This is a genomic window from Mesorhizobium sp. M1A.F.Ca.IN.022.07.1.1 (assembly GCF_003997575.1).
Classification (GTDB): Bacteria; Pseudomonadota; Alphaproteobacteria; order Rhizobiales; family Rhizobiaceae; genus Mesorhizobium.
Map to the genome: position 1 here is coordinate 1 of NZ_RZST01000037.1, position 17,468 is coordinate 17,468.

The following is a 17,468-nucleotide window of genomic DNA, read 5'->3' on the forward strand; positions in this document are numbered from 1 at the left end:
CGGCTGACAATTGGGAAACCATCGGTCGGAGTGGGACGATAGCCGACTGTGTGGAAATCGTACTCCAGCCCGTCGGCGCCGCGCAGCATCGCTTTCACCGCTTCGAAAAGCTCAAGCGCGGTTGCCTCCGGGTTCTCGCCCGGATCGCCGCCGCCAAAATCCGAGCCGGCGATGATCCGGCCATCGGCCGTCTGCCGCATATGCAGCCTCTCGGCCAGCACCAGGCCGTTGAGGAGCTTCCTGTAGGGTCGCGAATGCACGATCAGACCGGGCGGCGTCTTGATCGGCAACTGGACGCCTGCCGTCGCGGCGATCGCCGGAGCGCCGGCGCCGGCGGCGATCACCACCTCGTCGGCGGCGATGGTTTCACGCGCAACGACGACGCCGGTGAGCCTGCCGCCGGATAGAGTCAGTGTATCGACAGTCCCAGTAATAAGCCGCGCGCCGCGCCGTTCGGCGTCCGCCAGCAGCGCCGTTGCGGTCGCCACCGGCTCGGCCACGCCTTCCTCGGCGACATGAAGCGCAAAATCGGGAAGCTCGGTCAGGTTGGGTTCGATCCGCGCCGCCTGTTCGCGGCCGACCTGCTCGATGCCGTAGCCCCAGGACGAATGCTCGGCCGCATAGGCTTTGAGCTTGTCCGCCGGCAGGTCCCAGCACAGGCCGCCGCACCAGGCAAGCGGCAGGCCCGGCAGATCATTCGCCAAGCGTTTCCACTCGTTCATCGCCCGGATGCGCAGCCGGAAATAGGTCTCCGGATTGCCCCAGCTTGCGTTGATCCAGGCGAAGGAATTGGGCGTCGCGACGCCGCCGGCGCCGCTTGTCGAGACGACCGTCACCCTCGCTCCAGCCTTCGCCAGATGCCAGGCGATCGATGCGCCGATGATGCCGGCGCCGATGACGATGACTTGTTTTGCGCTGCTCATGCCATGACCTTCAGAGGAGATTTCCCCGTCATGCCATCGCGCCGGCCAGACCTCAAGCGAGAAGCGGCTACGCGCCGCCCATCGCTATCTTCTGCGTCCCGACAACCAGGCCCTTCAGCTCTTCGCAGCGCCGCGTGAGCCGTGAAGAGTCGACCTTCTTCGCTAACGCCAACGCTGTGCCGAGCTCCAGCTCCGCGCCGGAACGATCGCCGAGCTGAATGAGCAGCGCCGCGAGCGCAAGCCTGGCATCGGCGACATTGACCGGCGAGCCGACCTCGCTCCAGCGCGAGCACGCGGTCTGCAGCTCCCGAACAGCCTCGGTGGGGCGGTCTTCCCGTATGAAAAGTTCAGCCTTGGCCTCGGCGGACAGCGCCCGGATGGAGGCCATCGGCCAGCGCTGCGGCTGGCTCTCCAGCTCGGCGATGACTTCTTTTGCGCGCTCGAGACGATTGGTGCGCGCCGCCACCTTGGCGAGAGTGGCAAGGACCATGCCTCGCCGCTGCAGCGTCGGCCAGCCGTTTCCGACCAGGGAGCGCTCGAGAGCGCTGAAGGCGGCCTCGGCCTGGCCTTGCTCCAGCTGCAGCAGCGCCAGGCCGGGCTGCGGATCCCAGCCGGCGGCATGGGACGCCCGATAGGCTGTTTCCGCCTCCGTGAGATCTCCGGCAGCCAGATGAATGTCACCCAAGACACGCAGCGCATCGCCCGTCGCCCAGGGGGCGTCGACGGCGAGCTGGTCGAGCGCGGCGCGTACCAGCGCCTCAGCCTCCTTCAGCGTGCCGTGAACGCCGAGCACTTCGGCGCGATGCAGCCGGCAGGAGCCCGACAGATCCTCAAGCCCGTGTCCCTTGCACCAGTCCTCATAGCCGAGGGTCCATTGGTTGGCCCTCGCCCAGTCGCCAAAATTCCGGCAGGCCCAAAGTATGTTGCAGTAGAGAATGCCGCCGACGACCGGGTCCACGTCGCTGGAGAGGCCGAGCGCGGCGGCGAAATCCTGGTCCTCCTGGCCGGATTTGGTTTCACCGAGGCAGAGCTTGAAAAAGCCGCGATAGATCAGCCCGAGCGACTCCACGACCGGATCTTCGAGATCCCTGCCAACCGCGAAAGCCTGTTCGGCAAGCGCAAGCGCCTGCTCCGGCTCGGCTTCCGCGCCCATGATGCGCGCTCCCATCCAGCACCACAGGCCGTGCTCCCTGCTGTCGGTTGAGCCATCGATCAGCTGCGCCGCCCGCTTGTGCCAGCCCTTGGCGACGGCAAGTTCCCCTCTCTCCAGATGAACCCTGGCCAGGCCGATTGCCGGGGACGCCGCTCGCAAGCGCTCGCCGGCCACGCCGTAGGCAGTCACCGCGCGCGCCAGAAGCGGGATGGCTTCAGCCGGGCGCCCCATGCACTCCAGCGCAAGTGCCCATTCCTCGAGATCGGCCGTCAGCAGCTCGCCAGCGGCATCTGCTTCGGTGAAGCAGGCTGCGGCCTCGTGCCATTTCCTGGCAGCAACAGCTTCGCGTGCCGACAGAACCGGTGAACCGGGGCTCGAAAGCTTGCCGCCCGCGCCGGCCGGCCCGTTCGCCGAAATGGGCGGCAGGTCGAGGCAAATCCGGTAGCCGAAGCGGGGCAGGTTGCGCAGCGCCGTTTCCATGCCGCCCTGGCGAAGAACGCCGCGGGCAAGGCTAGCCACGCGCTGCAACGAAGCTTCCGTCACCGTCACGCCCGGCCATAGCGTTTCAAGCAATTCGTCTTTGCTCATGGCCCGGTCCCGGTGCCGCAGCAGGATGGCGAGGAAATCGAAGACCAGGGGCTGCACCTCGATCTCGCTTCCGGCGAGACGGAGGGCGCGAGCGTCCTCGTTAAGCTCGAAGTCGCCGAAGCAATAAGTTCCCATCGGCAGCAATCCTGTAACGGCAGTAGGCAAAGGATCGGAAGAAGATAAGGACGGCATAAGGACTGTCGGCCGCCTCTTGCGCAATTCTCCGTCTGCCCGGCGAGCCATGCTGCAGTTTAGCTCAGCGGCGCCGGGAATGTCACCGGCATCGAATCTGGTCGAGCGTCCGGAGGCATTTGAACCCAAGATCAAGGAGATTGCGAAATGCAGAAATACATCATCGAACGTGAAATTCCCAAGGTCGGCACCTTCGAGCGCGAGCAGCTTCGCGACGCCTCCAAGGCCTCGAACGCCGTTCTCGCCGAGCTCGGCCCGGACATTCAGTGGGTCGAATCCTTCGTCGCGGATGACAAGACCTTTTGCGTCTACCTCGCCAAGGACGAGGCGATCATTCAGCGCCACGCCAAGATGAGTGGCTTCCCGGCCACCAAGATCACGCAGGTGAAGCGCCTGTTCGATCCGACGACGGCATACGCCGCCGCCTGACGGGGCGACCGATCGTGAAGTGCCTTGCAGGCGAGCTGCGAGCACGATCGATCCTGATCTTCTGTCGGCCAAACCTTCGGGAGGGCCAGTCTGGCCCTCCCGATTTCATCATTCAAACAGAGGAGGATAAACCATGACCATCCTTGGACAGGAGCTTGCGGCCAACCACTCCGCGCTCGGACGGTTCCTCATTGCGATCTTCGAAATCTGCCGTTCCGGCGGAGGCGTGCTTGCGCGCATCCTGCGAAATCGCAGGGGTCGGGCCACGCTGGACGAATTGCCGGATTATCTGCTGCGCGACATCGGCATCGAGGGGGCGGAGATACGGTTAGCTACCCGGTTGGGCCGCCAGGACCGTCATCGCGAGCGAACCTGAACGGCCTAAGGTTCCTGTCAGGGGACATCGACTACGCTGTTCGGCCGTGCCGGTCTGCCCGAAACTGTGGACACGCCCAAAATGCGCTGCTAGAAGCCCGCGCCACAGACAGGATTCCAAAAATTGGCAGAAGACATCGAACAGGCGGTATCGCGCCGCCGCACTTTCGCGATCATCGCCCACCCCGATGCCGGCAAGACCACGCTCACCGAAAAGCTGCTTCTGTTCGGCGGCGCCATCCAGCTTGCCGGCGAGGTCAAGGCCAAGAAGGATCGCATCCAGACCCGGTCCGACTGGATGAAGATCGAGCGCGAGCGCGGCATCTCGGTCGTCACCTCGGTGATGACCTTCGAATATGACGACAACGTCTTCAACCTGCTCGACACGCCCGGCCATGAGGATTTCGCCGACGACACCTACCGCACGCTCTCTGCGGTGGATTCGGCCGTCATGGTCATCGACGCCGCCAAGGGCATCGAGCCGCGCACGCTGAAACTGTTCGAGGTCTGCCGGCTGCGCGACATCCCGATCATCACCTTTGTCAACAAGATGGACCGCGAGAGCCGCGATCCGTTCGAAATCCTCGACGAGATCGAGCAGAAGCTGGCGCTGGACACAGCACCGGTTACCTGGCCGATCGGCCGCGGCAAGACCTTTTCGGGCACCTATCACCTGGCGCAGAACGCGGTGCGCCGGAGCGATGACGAGAAGGAGCGCACGCCCGTAAACGGCCCGGATTCCAACCGCGTCGCCGGGCTTTTGCCGGAAAACGAGCGCAACGACTTCATCGAGGAACTGGAGCTCGCGCGGGAAGCGTGCAGACCGCTCGACATAGACGCCTTCCGCGAAGGCCATCTGACGCCGGTCTATTTCGGCTCGGCGCTGCGCAATTATGGAGTGCGCGACCTGATCGAGGCGCTCGGCGCCTACGGGCCGCCGCCGCGGGCCCAGGCAGCCGATGAACGCACGGTCGAGGCGACGGAGGGGAAGATGACCTCCTTCGTCTTCAAGATCCAGGCCAACATGGACCCCAACCATCGCGACCGCATTGCGTTCGTCCGCGTCTGCTCCGGCAAGCTGGAGCGCGGCATGAAGGCCAAGCTGGTGCGCACCGGCAAACCGATGAGCCTCTCGGCGCCGCAATTCTTCTTCGCCCGCACCCGCGTCACCGCCGACGAGGCTTTCGCCGGCGACGTCGTCGGCATTCCCAATCACGGCACGCTGCGCATCGGCGACACGCTGACCGAGGGCGAGGAGATCCTGTTCCGCGGCGTGCCGAACTTCGCGCCGGAAATCCTGCGCCGTGTCCGCCTCGGCGATGCGATGAAGGCCAAGAAGCTGAAGGAAGCGCTGCATCAGATGGCCGAGGAGGGCGTCGTGCAACTGTTCTCGCCTGAGGACGGCTCGCCGGCCATCGTCGGCGTTGTCGGCGCGCTGCAGCTCGATGTGCTGAAGGAGCGGCTTAACATCGAATACACGCTGCCGGTGGATTTCGAGATGTCGCGCTTCTCCGTCTGCCGCTGGATCTCGGCCGACGACAGGGCGGATGTCCAGCGCTTTATCGAGGCGCATCGCGGCGACATCGCCCGCGACCTCGACAACGATCCGGTCTTCCTCGCCCAGCACGCCTTCTCGCTCAACTACGAGGCCGAGCGCTGGAAAGCGATCCGCTTCGCCGCGGTCAAGGATTATCAAGTCCGCGACAAGGCGGCGTGATTGTGGTGAATAGTGAATAGTGATAGTCGGGCATCCTCACCATTCACCGTTCACTACTCACGCGTAATCACCCCTTCGCCGCTTCCTCGATCGTGGCGATGTCGATCTTGCCCATCTGCATCATCGCCGACATCACGCGCCCGGCCTTCGCTCTGTCGGGGTCCTGAAGCAGACGCGGCAACTGCTCCGGCACTACCTGCCAGGAAACGCCGAACTTGTCCTTCAGCCAGCTGCAGCGTCCCGGTTCGCCGCCGCCTTCGGTGAGTCTGGCCCAGAAATAATCGACTTCTTCCTGCGTTTTGCAGTCGATCGACAGCGACATCGCCTCGGTGAACTTGTATTGCGGCCCCCCGTTGAGGGCTTGGAACTGCACCCCGTCGAGCTCGAACGAGGCGACCAGAACCTGGCCTTCCTGGGGATGGCCCTTGGGCCAGCGCGTGACGCTCAGCACCTTCGAATTCTTGAAGATGGCGACGTAGTGGTTCATGGCCTCCTCGGCCTGGCCGTCGAACCAAAGGAAGGTGGTGATCTTCTGCATGTCTTGCTCCTCCGACTTGTTCAGGTTGGCTCATCATCAACGGCGCGCCGGCGATTTGGCGCGGCTTTCGTACCGTCTGCCTCAAGGACGGCTCGGCGCGGCGCGATCCGACAGCGTTTTTCAAATTTCCTGAAGAATCGTGGCGCAGCGCAAAATTGTGGCAAGCCCGGACCTTGGCCGCTATAACCGCTGCCGACTGAAATACAGCGCCGCCGCGCCACGTTTTAGCGCGGCCAGCCAGCAAGGAATACCGATGCCCGCCTACCGTTCCCGCACCACCACCCATGGCCGCAACATGGCCGGCGCCCGTGGCCTGTGGCGTGCCACCGGCATGAAGGACAGTGATTTCGGCAAGCCGATCATTGCGGTGGTCAATTCCTTCACCCAGTTCGTCCCGGGCCATGTGCACCTGAAGGATCTCGGCCAGCTCGTCGCGCGCGAGATCGAGAAGGCCGGCGGCGTCGCCAAGGAGTTCAACACCATCGCCGTCGACGACGGCATCGCCATGGGTCACGACGGCATGCTCTATTCGTTGCCGTCGCGCGAGCTGATCGCCGACTCCGTCGAATACATGGTCAATGCGCACTGCGCCGACGCCATGGTCTGCATCTCCAACTGCGACAAGATCACGCCCGGCATGCTGATGGCCTCGCTACGCCTCAACATCCCGACCGTTTTCGTCTCCGGCGGCCCGATGGAAGCCGGCAAGGTGGTGCTGGGCGGCAAGGCGCAGGCGCTCGACCTCGTCGACGCCATGGTGGCCGCGGCCGACGACCGAATTTCAGATGAGGACGTCAAGGTGATCGAGCGCTCGGCCTGCCCGACCTGCGGCTCCTGCTCGGGCATGTTCACGGCGAACTCGATGAACTGCCTGACCGAAGCGTTGGGTCTCTCGCTGCCCGGCAACGGCTCGACTTTGGCCACCCATGCCGATCGCAAGCGGCTGTTCGTCGAGGCAGGCCATCTGATCGTCGATCTTGCGCAGCGCTATTACGAGCAGGAGGACGACAGTGCGCTGCCGCGCAGCATCGCCTCCAAGGGAGCCTTCGAGAATGCCATGGCCCTCGACATCGCCATGGGCGGCTCGACCAACACGGTGCTGCACATCCTGGCTGCCGCGCATGAGGGCGAGGTCGACTTCACCATGGAGGATATCGACCGGCTGTCGCGCCAAGTGCCGGTGCTTTGCAAGGTGGCGCCGGCCAAGTCCGACGTGCACATGGAGGATGTTCACCGCGCCGGCGGCATCATGGCGATCCTCGGCCAGCTCGACCAGGCCGGGCTGATCAACCGCGATCTGCCGACAGTCCACACCGCAACGCTGGGCGAAGCGCTCGACCATTGGGACATCGCCCGCACTTCCGCAGAGAATGTGCGCGAGTTCTTCCGCGCCGCGCCCGGCGGCGTGCCGACGCAGGTCGCCTTCAGCCAGGATCGCCGCTGGGAGGATCTCGACACGAACCGCGAGACGGGCGTCATTCGCTCGGCCAAGACGCCGTTCTCGAAGGATGGCGGCCTCGCCGTGTTGAAGGGCAATCTGGCGCTCGACGGCTGCATCGTGAAGACGGCCGGCGTCGACGAGTCGATCCTGAAATTCACCGGTCCGGCCCGCGTCTTCGAAAGCCAGGACGCTTCCGTCAAGGCGATCCTCGGCAACGAGATCAAGGCGGGCGACATCGTCGTCATCCGCTATGAGGGGCCGCGCGGCGGCCCCGGCATGCAGGAGATGCTCTACCCGACCAGCTATCTTAAGTCGAAGGGCCTCGGCAAGGCCTGCGCGCTGATCACCGACGGCCGCTTCTCCGGCGGCACGTCGGGTCTGTCGATCGGCCACGTCTCGCCGGAAGCCGCCGAGGGCGGGCTGATCGGCCTGGTTCAGGAAGGCGACACGATCGAGATCGACATCCCGAACCGCAAGATCCATCTCGCCGTCAGCGAAGCCGAGCTCGACGCCCGCCGCAAGGCTATGGCGGCCAAGGGCGCGGATGCCTGGAAGCCTGAGGAAAAGCGCAAGCGCAAGGTGACGACGGCGCTGCGCGCCTACGCCGCCTTCGCCACCAGCGCCGACAAAGGTGCTGTCAGGAAAGTGCCGGAATAAGTCGGGCAGCGCCCCCCTACCTCCCCCTTGTGGGCCCCTCTGTGGGGAGGTCGGACCGAAGGTCCGGGTCGGTCGGCGCCGCACCTCCACCCCGCTGCTGCGCAGCGACCACAACGGGGGGGGTAAGCGCCGGCGTCACGGCATCAGCTGATATTCATAAAGCTTCTGATAGAGTCCGCCCTGTTTGAGCAGGGACTTGTGCGGGCCGCTTTCCAGCACCTTGCCGTTTTCCAGCACCACGATCGTGTCGGCCTGATGCACCGTTGACAGCCGATGCGCGATGACGATGGTCGTGCGTCCGACCGTGAGTTCCTGCAGCGCGTCGCGGAACAGCGCTTCCGACTCGGCGTCCAGCGCGCTGGTCGCCTCGTCGAGCAGCAGGATCTCGGCATTGCGCAGCATGGCGCGCGCGATCGAGATGCGCTGGCGCTGGCCGCCGGACAGCAACGAGCCGTTCTCGCCCACCTCCGTCTCGTAGCCCTTGGCCATGGCGCTGATGAAGTAATGCGCGTTGGCGGCCTTGGCCGCGGCGATCACCTCCTCGTCGGTCGCGTCCTGACGCCCGAGACGTATGTTGTGCATGATGGTGCCGGCGAACAGGAACGTGTCTTGGCTGACATAGGCAATCTTCTGCCTGAGTGAATCGAGCGTGGCGAAGGAGATGTCCTGGCCGTCGAACATGACCTTGCCGCTTTGCGGGTCGTACATGCGCATGATCAGGTTGAGGATCGTTGACTTGCCGCCGCCGGAAGGTCCGACCAGCGCCGTCATCTTGCCGGCCGCCAGGGTCAGGTTGAGCTGTTCGAAAACCGGCGGGCTCTCGGGATAGGCGAAGCTGACATTGTCGAAGCGGATTTCGCCCGGGCCCGGCTGCAGCGGCTTGGCGCCGGGCTTTTCGGCCAGCGTCAGCGGCCGGTCGGCAAGCTGGAACATCATGCGCACGCCGACGATGCCGGTCTCCAGCGAGATGCGCACGCGCGCCAGCCGCTTTGCCGGCTCATAAGCGAGCAGCAGCGCCCCGATAAAGGCCATGATGTTGCCCGGCATCTGGCCGCCCTGCAGCACCAGGAAGCCGCTGATGAAGACTGCGCCGGCAATCGCCAGACCGGCAAGCGTTTCCATCACCGGGCTGGTGGCTGCCTCGAGCGTCGCGATGTTGTTGGCGCGGTTCTGGACGTCCGACACGGCCTTGTACATGCGCTTGCGCATCGCGCCTTCGAGATTGAAGGATTTGACGACGCGCACGCCGATTGCCGTTTCCTGCATCACATGCACGATCTGGCCGAGCGAGCGGAATTCCATCTTGGCGATCTGGCGCACGCGCTTGAGAATGCTGTTGACGCCGTAGATCGCCGCCGGTCCGACGACGAAGCAGATCAGCGACAGCGCCGGCTGCTCCCAGACCATCACTGCGACCAGCACGATCAACGTCACCACATCGCGCACATAGGACGTGACGACGAGGTCGAGCACGCTGCGCGCGGCTTGGGCGTTGTTGGTCATGCGGGTGATCAGGTCGGACGACGAGGTCGAATGGTAGAATTCGATGCCTTGCGCCAGGATCCGGTCATAGATCTTTCGCTGCCTATCGGCGATGATGGCATTGCCGACCCGGCTCATGAAATAGGCCTGAACGAAGGTCGCCAGGCCCTTGAGGACGAAGATAGCGGCGACCGCGGCCGCGATCAGGTTGACGCGATCCGCTCTCTTGTAGACCACGAATTCGTTGGTGATCTCCTTCAGGATCCATGCGCTTGCCCCCGTCATGGCGGCCACCACCAGCATCGACACAATGGCCGCGCCATAGCCGAATTTATGCTCCCGGAAAGATTCTCGTACCAGCCTTGCGACAAGGCGCTGGTTCTCCGTCGAGCGGAAGAAGCGAAACAAACGGCCGATCCTGTGTCTGGCTTATCAAATTTCGGATTCGCCACGGGGGCGAGAGGCGGCTTATAGAGCGAGTTGGCGCCGGAGGAAACGCCGGCAGGGAAGAAACGGCTGCGGCGGGCCGCCTTTCCGATCACGATAACGCTGATTTCTACCAAAGGGATGACGACATGGATTTCGACCTCATCGTGCGCGGCGGCACGCTGCCGGACGGCAGGATCGCCGATATCGGCATCGCTGGCGAAACCATCGCCGCGATCGAGCCTCAGTTGCAAGGCGCAGCTCGGAGCGAGGTCGATGCGCGCGGCAATCTCGTCTCGCCGCCCTTCGTCGATCCGCATTTCCATATGGACGCCACGCTCTCCTATGGCATTCCGCGCATCAACGCTTCGGGCACGCTGCTCGAAGGCATTGCGCTCTGGGGCGAGTTGAAGCCGCTCCTGACGCATGAGGCGGTGCGCGACCGCGCGCTCGCCTATTGCGACTGGGCGGTGTCGATGGGCCTGCTTGCCATCCGCACCCATGTCGATGTCTGCGACGACCGGCTGCTTGCCGTGGAAGCTCTGCTGGACGTGAAGAAAACGGTCGCGCCCTATCTCGACCTGCAGCTTGTCGCCTTTCCGCAGGACGGGTTTTATCGCTCGCCGACGGCCCGCGAAAACACAATCCGGGCGCTGGATATGGGCGTCGACATCGTCGGCGGCATCCCGCATTTCGAGCGCAGCATGGCCGATGGCACGCGCTCGGTGACGGAGCTCTGCGAGATCGCGGCGAAGCGCGGCCTGATGGTCGACATGCATTGCGACGAGACAGACGACCCGCTTTCGCGCCACATCGAGCAGCTTGCCTATGAAACGCAGCGCCTCGGCTTGCAGGGCAGGGTGGCGGGCTCGCACCTCACCTCGATGCATTCCATGGACAATTACTACGTCTCGAAGCTGTTGCCGCTGATCGCCGAGGCCGGCGTCTCGGCGATCCCCAATCCGCTGATCAACATCATGCTGCAGGGGCGCCACGATACTTTCCCCAAGCGGCGTGGCCTCACCCGGGTGAAGGAGATGCTGGCGCTCGGCATCCGCGTCGGCTGGGGCCAGGACTGCGTGCTCGACCCGTGGTATTCGCTGGGCACGGCGGACATGCTCGACGTGGCCTTCATGGGCCTGCATGTCGCGCAGATGTCGAGCCCGGCCGACATGGCGCGCTGCTTCGACATGGTCACCAACGTCAACGCCGCCATCATGGGGCTTGATCATCTGGGTCTGACCGTCGGCAAGCGGGCGAGCCTTGTCGTGCTCGACGCCGGCAATCCGATCGAGGCCGTCCGCCTGCGCCCTGAGCGCCTCTGTGTCATCGCCAGGGGCAAGGTGGTGGCCGAACGGACCAGGCAGGAGACGCGGCTGTCGATCGCCGGTCGGCCGGAGAACGTCAACCGCAGGCACAAATCCGCGTAGCGCCAGCCGATTTCCGCCGCTGGTCTTACGGATCGTCCGAATTTCCCTCCTCAAAGCGACAGATTGCGAGTAGGGAGCCGGGCATGGCCCAGTTCCTCGCCCGCAATCTCACGATCAAGAATGCCCTGCTCGCCGGCATTCTCTTGATGCTGGCCGGCGACTTCATGTTCGCGCTCAACGACGCGATGGGCAAATGGCTGGTCGCTTCCTTCTCGGTCGGTCAGGTGGTGTTGGTTCGCTCCATCGGCGCCTTCTTGGTGCTTGGGCCGATGATCGCCAACCAGGGCGCAGGCAAGCTTTTTCAGGTGGAAAGGCCGGTGCTGCAGGTCCTGCGCGTCGCGGCGACCACGCTCGATACCGGGCTGTTCTATGCCGCGGTCGTCTATCTGCCGCTCGCCGACGTGATGAGCTTCTACATGGCCGGACCGATCTATGTCGCCGCGCTCTCGCATCTCCTGCTCGGCGAGAAGGTCGGCTGGCGGCGCTGGCTGGCGATCCTGGTCGGCTTCTGCGGTGTGCTGATCATCCTGAAGCCATCGTCGGCCGCGTTTTCGTTGTCATCGGCCTATGCGCTGATCGGCAGCATTGCCTTCGGCTTCGCCATCATTCTCGGCCGGCGTTTGCGCGGAACGAGTGACACGACGCTGGTCACCTGGCAGACCATCGGCACGTTGATTGTCGGCGGCGCGCTGGCGATCGGCGCCTGGCGCACGCCGTCGGCGCTCGATTTCGGCGCCATGCTTTTGCTCGGCATCGTTTCCTGCGCCGCCCATCTGATGATCACCCGGGCGCTGAAACTGGCGCCGGCGTCAACGCTTGCGCCGCTGCATTACAGCCTGCTGCTGTGGGCCATTGTCTTCGGCCTGGTCTTCTTCGGCGATGTGCCGAGCCCGCGGATACTCGCCGGCTCGGCCATCGTTGTGCTCGCCGGCATCTTCATCTTCCATCGCCAGAAGGTGGTCGAGACCGTCGTGCCGCCGGAAAACGTGCCGAAAGGCGTCAACTAGGATCCAGGCCTGCGCTCACCCCTCTCGCAAAGCAGCGAGGTGGCGTGAAAACTCGGGCGTCTCCATCAGCGCCTTGCAGCGGGCGAAGCGTCCGTCCGCATAGGCGCGGAAATCGTCGACCGGGTTGTTGTTGGCGAGCTGGATCAGCCCCCACAACGTCCAGAGCAGGTCGCACATGGCCTTGTAGATGACGACGCGGCCGCGCTCGGCCGGCCTTGCTTCGCCGCCGAAATAGGCGCGCATCAGCTCTTCATCCTGGCCGGCGTCGAACTTGCCTTCGACCGAGAGGTCGCCGAGATCCCACAACGGATCGTTCATGCCGGAGTACTCCCAGTCGACGATCCACATCCGCTCCCCGGTATCGAGAAAGTTTTCGCAGAGCGGATCGCAGTGGCAGGCAGCAAGCTGGATCGGGTGCGTGACCAATGCTTCGCGCACGCTGCCCGCCTCGCGCACCACGTCGTGATAGCCGGGCGGCAGGGCCACATCCTTGGTCGACAGTACGTTCAGATAGTCGTCGATCATCGCAAACAGCTCGAAGCGGAAGGGGAAGACCGCGCCGGACGCATGCAGCTTGCGGAAGGCTGCGCCCGCACGCGCCGGACTGCCCTGTCTGGCCTTGAACTTTTCCGGCGACATGGTCTCGGCGTCGGCGACGAAGCGCGTTGCCATCAAGCCGGATGCGGGATCGGCAAAAAGCACCTCCGGGCTGACGCCGGCCTTGGCCGCCTCGCGCGCCGCCACTGCCTCGTTGGCGCGGTTGATATATTCCTCAGTGCCCTTGCCGGGAATGCGCAGGCAGACCTCGCCGGCCTTGTAGACACGGTTGGTAAGTCCGCCCAGCCGCTCCAGCGGCCCCTCGTATCCGGCAAGCGCCGGAATGGCGGCTAGCGCCGCGCGCGCCTCTTCCATCGTCACCCCCTTAACCATCACGCCATGTTTATGGCGGAACGGTTCCACAGTTTTTGCCGCTTGGCTACCATGCCCGACACGAATCGGCGGCGGGAGCGGCAATGGCGGACGGCAAGCACAACAGCGCGCTAAGCGCGGCCTATGCCGCAACACGGCCGGACGAGGTGGCCGCAATCTACGATAGCTGGGCCGAAACTTACGACGCCGATATGTCGGCGGCCGGCTATCGCCATCCGACCATCTGCCTGGCCCTGCTGGCCCGCCATCTGCCGCGCGGCGCGGAACCTGTGCTCGACGCAGGCGCCGGCACCGGGCTGATCGGAGAATGGCTCGCAATCACCGGCTATCCTCGTGTCGAGGCGCTCGACATCTCGCAAGGCATGCTGGACAAGGCCGGCGCCAAGGGCGTCTACACGGCGCTGCATCGTCTGGCGCTGGGCGGCGCCCTGCCTTTCGCGGACGGCGCCTATGCCGGCATCGTTTCGGCGGGCGTCTTCACCTCCGGCCATGTCGGCATCGAGGGGCTGGACGAACTGATCCGCATCTGCCGTCCAGGCGGCATCATCGTGCTGACGATCAAGAACACGCTCTGGCAGGCCGGCTTTGCCGAGCGGATCGCCGTGCTCGAAGCGGAGGACGTCATAACCCGGCTTGAAGAGACACGGCCTTACGCGTCGATGCCCGGCGAGGGCGATGCGGTGCCAAGCAGAGGCCTCGTGCTGCGCGTCGGCTGACCGCTTTCCTCGCTTAAGCCTTTATCTTCTCTCCGGCCGGATCGTACATCGGCTCGAGATGGATCTTTGCCGGCGTGCGCTCCATCGCCACCACCAGTTCATAGGCGCCGGAGGCGAGGAAGTCGTCGCTGACGCCATCGGCGTTGCGCACATAGCCATAGCCGATGTTCTTCTCCACCGTATAGCCATAGCCGCCGCTGGTGAGATAGCCGACCGGTTGGCCGTTGCGCAGGATCGTCTCGCGTCCGGCCAGGACGACGTCCGGATCGTCGACCGTGCAGCCGGCAAAACGTTTTGCCAGCGGCTGGCCGGCCGCCTTCTCCAGCGCCCGCCGCCCGATGAAGTCGTTGTTCTTCCTGAGCTTCACCGCCCAGCCCAGGCCCGCTTCCTGCGGCGTGTCGTTCGGCGTGATGTCCGCCCCCCAGGCGTGATAGCCCTTTTCCAGCCGCAGCGATTCCAGCGCCCTGTAGCCGACCGGGCGGATGCCATGCTGTTTCCCGGCTGCCATCAGGGCATCAAAAATCTCGCCCGTCGCGGCGATCGGCACATGCAACTCCCAGCCGAGCTCGCCGACATAGGTCACCCGCAGCGCCCGCACGGTGTGGCCGGCGATGTCGATCTCGCGCGCGTGGCCGAAGGGGAAGGCGGCGTTGGAGACATCCGCACCCGTTACCGCCGACAGCACGTCGCGGGCACGTGGCCCCATCAGCGACAGCGTGCCGAAATCCTCGGTCACGTCTTTGAGCGCCGCGTCGAGTCCCTGGCCGAGATGGTCGCCGATCCACGAAAAATCATGCGTGCGGAAACCGGTGCCGGTGACGATGTAGAACCTGTCCTCGCCGAGCCGTGCCACCGTGAGGTCTGCTTCGATGCCGCCGCGCGTGTTGAGAAGCTGCGTATAGGTCAGCCGGCCGACCGGCTTGTTGATGTCGTTGGCGCAGATCCAGTCGAGCGCCCTCAGCGCATCGGCCCCGGTCATCTCATATTTGGCAAAGGAGGATTGGTCGAAGATGCCGACTTTCTCGCGCACATGCCGATGTTCCTCGCCGACCGCCTCGAACCAGTTCTGCCGGCCCATTGAATAGACGTCTTCCGGCTCTACGCCGTCGGGCGCGAACCAGTTCGGCCGCTCCCAGCCGAGCTTCGAGCCGAACACGGCGCGGTGCTCTCTCAGCCGCTCATAGAGCGGCGAGACGATGCGCGGCCGGCCCGAGAGATATTCCTCATGCGGGAAGCCAATGGTGTAGTGCTTGCCATAGGCCTCGAGCGTGCGGTCGCAGACCCATTGCCGGTCGCGGTGCAGGTTGGAAAAACGCCTGATGTCGACCACCCAGAGGTCGAGCGGCGCCTCGCCGTCGACCACCCATTGCGCCAGCACCCAGCCGGCGCCGCCGCCGGACGCGATGCCGAAGGCGTTGAAGCCGGCGCCGACGAACATGTTGGCGCATTCGGGCGCGACACCAAGGATGAAATTGCCGTCCGGGGTAAAGCTCTCCGGCCCGTTGATCATTTGCTTCACGCCGACATTGGCCAGCGCCGGCACCCGCTCGATCGCCTGCGCCATATGCTGCTCGAAGTGGTCGTAATCATCATCGAACAGGCGGAACTCCCAGTCGTTGGGCACGTCGCCCCCGGGGAGCTCAGTCGTCCAGGCCTGCGGGTTCGGCTCATAGCCGCCCATCACCAGCCCGCCGACCTCTTCCTTGAAATAGGTGCGGCGGTCGGGGTCGCGGATTGTCGGCGCGTCGTTGGCCAGCCCTTCGATCTTCTCGGTGATGATGTACTGGTGCTTGACCGGCTGCAGCGGCACGTTGATGCCGGCCATCGCGCCGACCTGCCTTGCCCATTGCCCAGCGCAGTTCACCACTCTGTCGCAGGCAATGTCGCCCTTTTCGGTCTTCACCGCGGTTATGCGTCCGCCCGCCATCTCGAATCCGGTGACGCGCGCGTCCTCGAACAGTTTTGCGCCATGCATGCGCGCGCCCTTGGCGAGGGATTGCGTGATATCGGAGGGGCTGGCCTGACCGTCGGTCGGCAGCCAGGAGGCGCCGACGAGGTCGCCGGTTTCCATCAGCGGCCACATGCGCTTCACCTCGGCGGGCGACAGCAGGTGCATGTCCATGCCGAAGCTTTTTGCCGTCGTCGCCAATCGCTTGAACTCGGTCCAGCGATCGGCGTTGGTGGCGAGCCTGAGGCACCCGGTCATTTTCCAGCCGGTCGCCAGTCCCGTTTCGGCCTCGAGCCCCTTATAGAGCTCGACGGAATATTTGAGCACGCGGGTTATCGAGGCCGACGAGCGCAGCTGCCCGACCAGTCCGGCCGCGTGCCAGGTCGAGCCCGAGGTCAGCTTGCCTTGCTCCAGCAGCACCACGTCGGCCTTGTGGTCGCGCGCCAAATGATAGGCGGTCGAGCAGCCGATGATGCCGCCACCGATGACCACGATCCCGGCATGGCTGGGCAAAGTCATGATCTTGTCCCGTATCTCGTCCGGTAGTTTTCCAGTGCAGCGTCGAGCCGCACCAGGTTTTCTTCGGTATAGGCGACGTAGTCGATGCCGGGCGCGTCGAGATAAAGCTCGGAGACCATGCTCCACATTGCCTCGCGCAGCAGTGAGGCGCATTGCATGGCCGCGTGCGAGCGGCGGATCTCGCTGTCCGGCTCCTTCATGAAATAGGCGGTCAGGAAGGCGAAGGATTCCTCGTCGCTCATGCCCGCATTCGAGGCGGCGCCGGCCAGATCGAACATGGCCGTGTTGAAGCCGGCATATTCGAAATCGATCAGCCACAGCCGCTTGCCGTCGTCGAGGATGTTGGCCGGCAAAAGATCATTGTGGCCGAAGACGATCGGCAAAAGCTTCTGCGCCCGTTCGAGCTCGTCGGCTAAAGCGAGATAGCGCGGCAGCTCGTCCTTCTTGCGGCTGCCGCCTTCCTCGAGCGTGCGCGCATAGTCGCGGATGACATGAAAGACCCAGAACATGAAACCGGCGCCGGAGACGTGGTTCGGCATCTCGCGGTGAAAGCGCCGCAGCAGCGCCGCCACGCGGCCGAGATCGGCGCGCACATCCTCGGCGAGGAAGGTCCTGGCGCCGAGAAACTGGGTCACCAGAATTCCGGGCTCGGCGTAGTGGACGGCTGGCGCGAAACCGGCCGCATGCGCCGCCCGCGCCGTCATCACCTCGCGCTCGCGAAAGACATGGTGGAACGGGAAGTCCTGGCCGAAGCGCACCACGTGCCGGCCGGCGGCGTCGGTAACGACATAGTTGGCGTTGCTGAGGCCGCCGGGCAGCGGCTCGATCTCGATGCCGCCGCTCCAGCAGGGCAGGGTGCGGATGCGGTCTTCGGTGGTTGCGGCGGCGCTCACGGGTTCGGTCCTGCTTCGGCCGGCTTTCGACAAAGCGCCGGTCTCTCACAAAGCGATGAGAGAAAAAAGAAAGGCCTCGTCGGTGCGGGATGCCGGGATTGATA

Annotated in this window: 14 protein-coding genes; 7 read left to right on the forward strand and 7 right to left on the reverse strand. The window is 64.7% G+C overall.

The window, feature by feature from the left end:
- Positions 1-923: FAD-binding oxidoreductase (locus EOA75_RS07090; protein WP_164747301.1), on the reverse strand; the 923-nt coding region annotated here is incomplete at its 3' end.
- A 67-nt stretch (positions 924-990) separates the two neighbouring features.
- Positions 991-2,799, reverse strand: coding sequence for a winged helix-turn-helix domain-containing protein (locus tag EOA75_RS07095; RefSeq protein ID WP_164747302.1), 1,809 nt, complete (start codon positions 2,797-2,799; stop codon positions 991-993).
- A gap of 204 nt (positions 2,800-3,003) precedes the next feature.
- Here EOA75_RS07095 and EOA75_RS07100 point away from each other — a divergent pair, with 204 nt between their 5' ends.
- From EOA75_RS07100 to EOA75_RS07110, 3 genes are all read left to right on the forward strand, one after another.
- Positions 3,004-3,285: a DUF4242 domain-containing protein gene (locus EOA75_RS07100; protein ID WP_067003570.1), complete on the forward strand. Its 282-nt coding sequence runs from the start codon at positions 3,004-3,006 to the stop codon at positions 3,283-3,285.
- Between the two features lie 133 nt (positions 3,286-3,418).
- A complete protein-coding gene (locus EOA75_RS07105; protein ID WP_127323938.1) occupies positions 3,419-3,661 on the forward strand; it encodes a DUF1127 domain-containing protein in 243 nt (80 codons plus the stop codon).
- Positions 3,662-3,784: 123 nt separating this feature from the next.
- On the forward strand, positions 3,785-5,377 hold the full coding sequence (locus tag EOA75_RS07110; protein WP_095780207.1) for a peptide chain release factor 3: 1,593 nt from the start codon (positions 3,785-3,787) through the stop codon (positions 5,375-5,377).
- Positions 5,378-5,444: 67 nt separating this feature from the next.
- On the opposite strand, the gene EOA75_RS07115 is transcribed toward EOA75_RS07110, so the two are convergent.
- Positions 5,445-5,915, reverse strand: coding sequence for a VOC family protein (locus tag EOA75_RS07115; protein ID WP_067324344.1), 471 nt, complete (start codon positions 5,913-5,915; stop codon positions 5,445-5,447).
- Positions 5,916-6,168: 253 nt separating this feature from the next.
- Between EOA75_RS07115 and ilvD the strand changes: the two genes are divergently transcribed.
- Positions 6,169-8,013, forward strand: a complete 1,845-nt coding sequence (gene ilvD, locus EOA75_RS07120; protein WP_095824294.1) for a dihydroxy-acid dehydratase — start codon at positions 6,169-6,171, stop codon at positions 8,011-8,013.
- A gap of 135 nt (positions 8,014-8,148) precedes the next feature.
- Here the strand turns inward: ilvD and EOA75_RS07125 are convergent, their stop codons facing one another.
- A complete protein-coding gene (locus EOA75_RS07125) occupies positions 8,149-9,903 on the reverse strand; it encodes an ABC transporter ATP-binding protein (RefSeq protein ID WP_127323939.1) in 1,755 nt (584 codons plus the stop codon).
- Positions 9,904-10,070: 167 nt separating this feature from the next.
- Here EOA75_RS07125 and EOA75_RS07130 point away from each other — a divergent pair, with 167 nt between their 5' ends.
- Together EOA75_RS07130 and EOA75_RS07135 are read left to right on the forward strand one after the other, a co-directional pair.
- The gene (locus EOA75_RS07130; protein ID WP_127323940.1) at positions 10,071-11,351 is read left to right on the forward strand and encodes an amidohydrolase family protein; all 1,281 of its coding nucleotides are present in this window, start codon (positions 10,071-10,073) and stop codon (positions 11,349-11,351) included.
- An 83-nt stretch (positions 11,352-11,434) separates the two neighbouring features.
- Positions 11,435-12,358 (forward strand): DMT family transporter, encoded by a 924-nt coding sequence (locus EOA75_RS07135; RefSeq protein WP_127323941.1) that lies wholly within the window; start codon positions 11,435-11,437, stop codon positions 12,356-12,358.
- Positions 12,359-12,373: 15 nt separating this feature from the next.
- On the opposite strand, the gene EOA75_RS07140 is transcribed toward EOA75_RS07135, so the two are convergent.
- Positions 12,374-13,276, reverse strand: a complete 903-nt coding sequence (locus EOA75_RS07140) for a phosphotransferase family protein (RefSeq protein WP_127323948.1) — start codon at positions 13,274-13,276, stop codon at positions 12,374-12,376.
- 95 nt (positions 13,277-13,371) lie between these two features.
- Here EOA75_RS07140 and EOA75_RS07145 point away from each other — a divergent pair, with 95 nt between their 5' ends.
- Positions 13,372-14,004, forward strand: coding sequence for a class I SAM-dependent methyltransferase (locus tag EOA75_RS07145; protein ID WP_127240062.1), 633 nt, complete (start codon positions 13,372-13,374; stop codon positions 14,002-14,004).
- Between the two features lie 13 nt (positions 14,005-14,017).
- Here the strand turns inward: EOA75_RS07145 and EOA75_RS07150 are convergent, their stop codons facing one another.
- Together EOA75_RS07150 and EOA75_RS07155 are read right to left on the reverse strand one after the other, a co-directional pair.
- Positions 14,018-16,471 (reverse strand): FAD-dependent oxidoreductase, encoded by a 2,454-nt coding sequence (locus EOA75_RS07150; protein ID WP_127323942.1) that lies wholly within the window; start codon positions 16,469-16,471, stop codon positions 14,018-14,020.
- Positions 16,468-17,364, reverse strand: coding sequence for a phosphotransferase family protein (locus EOA75_RS07155; RefSeq protein ID WP_127323943.1), 897 nt, complete (start codon positions 17,362-17,364; stop codon positions 16,468-16,470). The genes EOA75_RS07150 and EOA75_RS07155 overlap by 4 nt, the downstream gene beginning before the upstream one ends.
- Between the last annotated feature and the right edge of the window lie 104 nt (positions 17,365-17,468).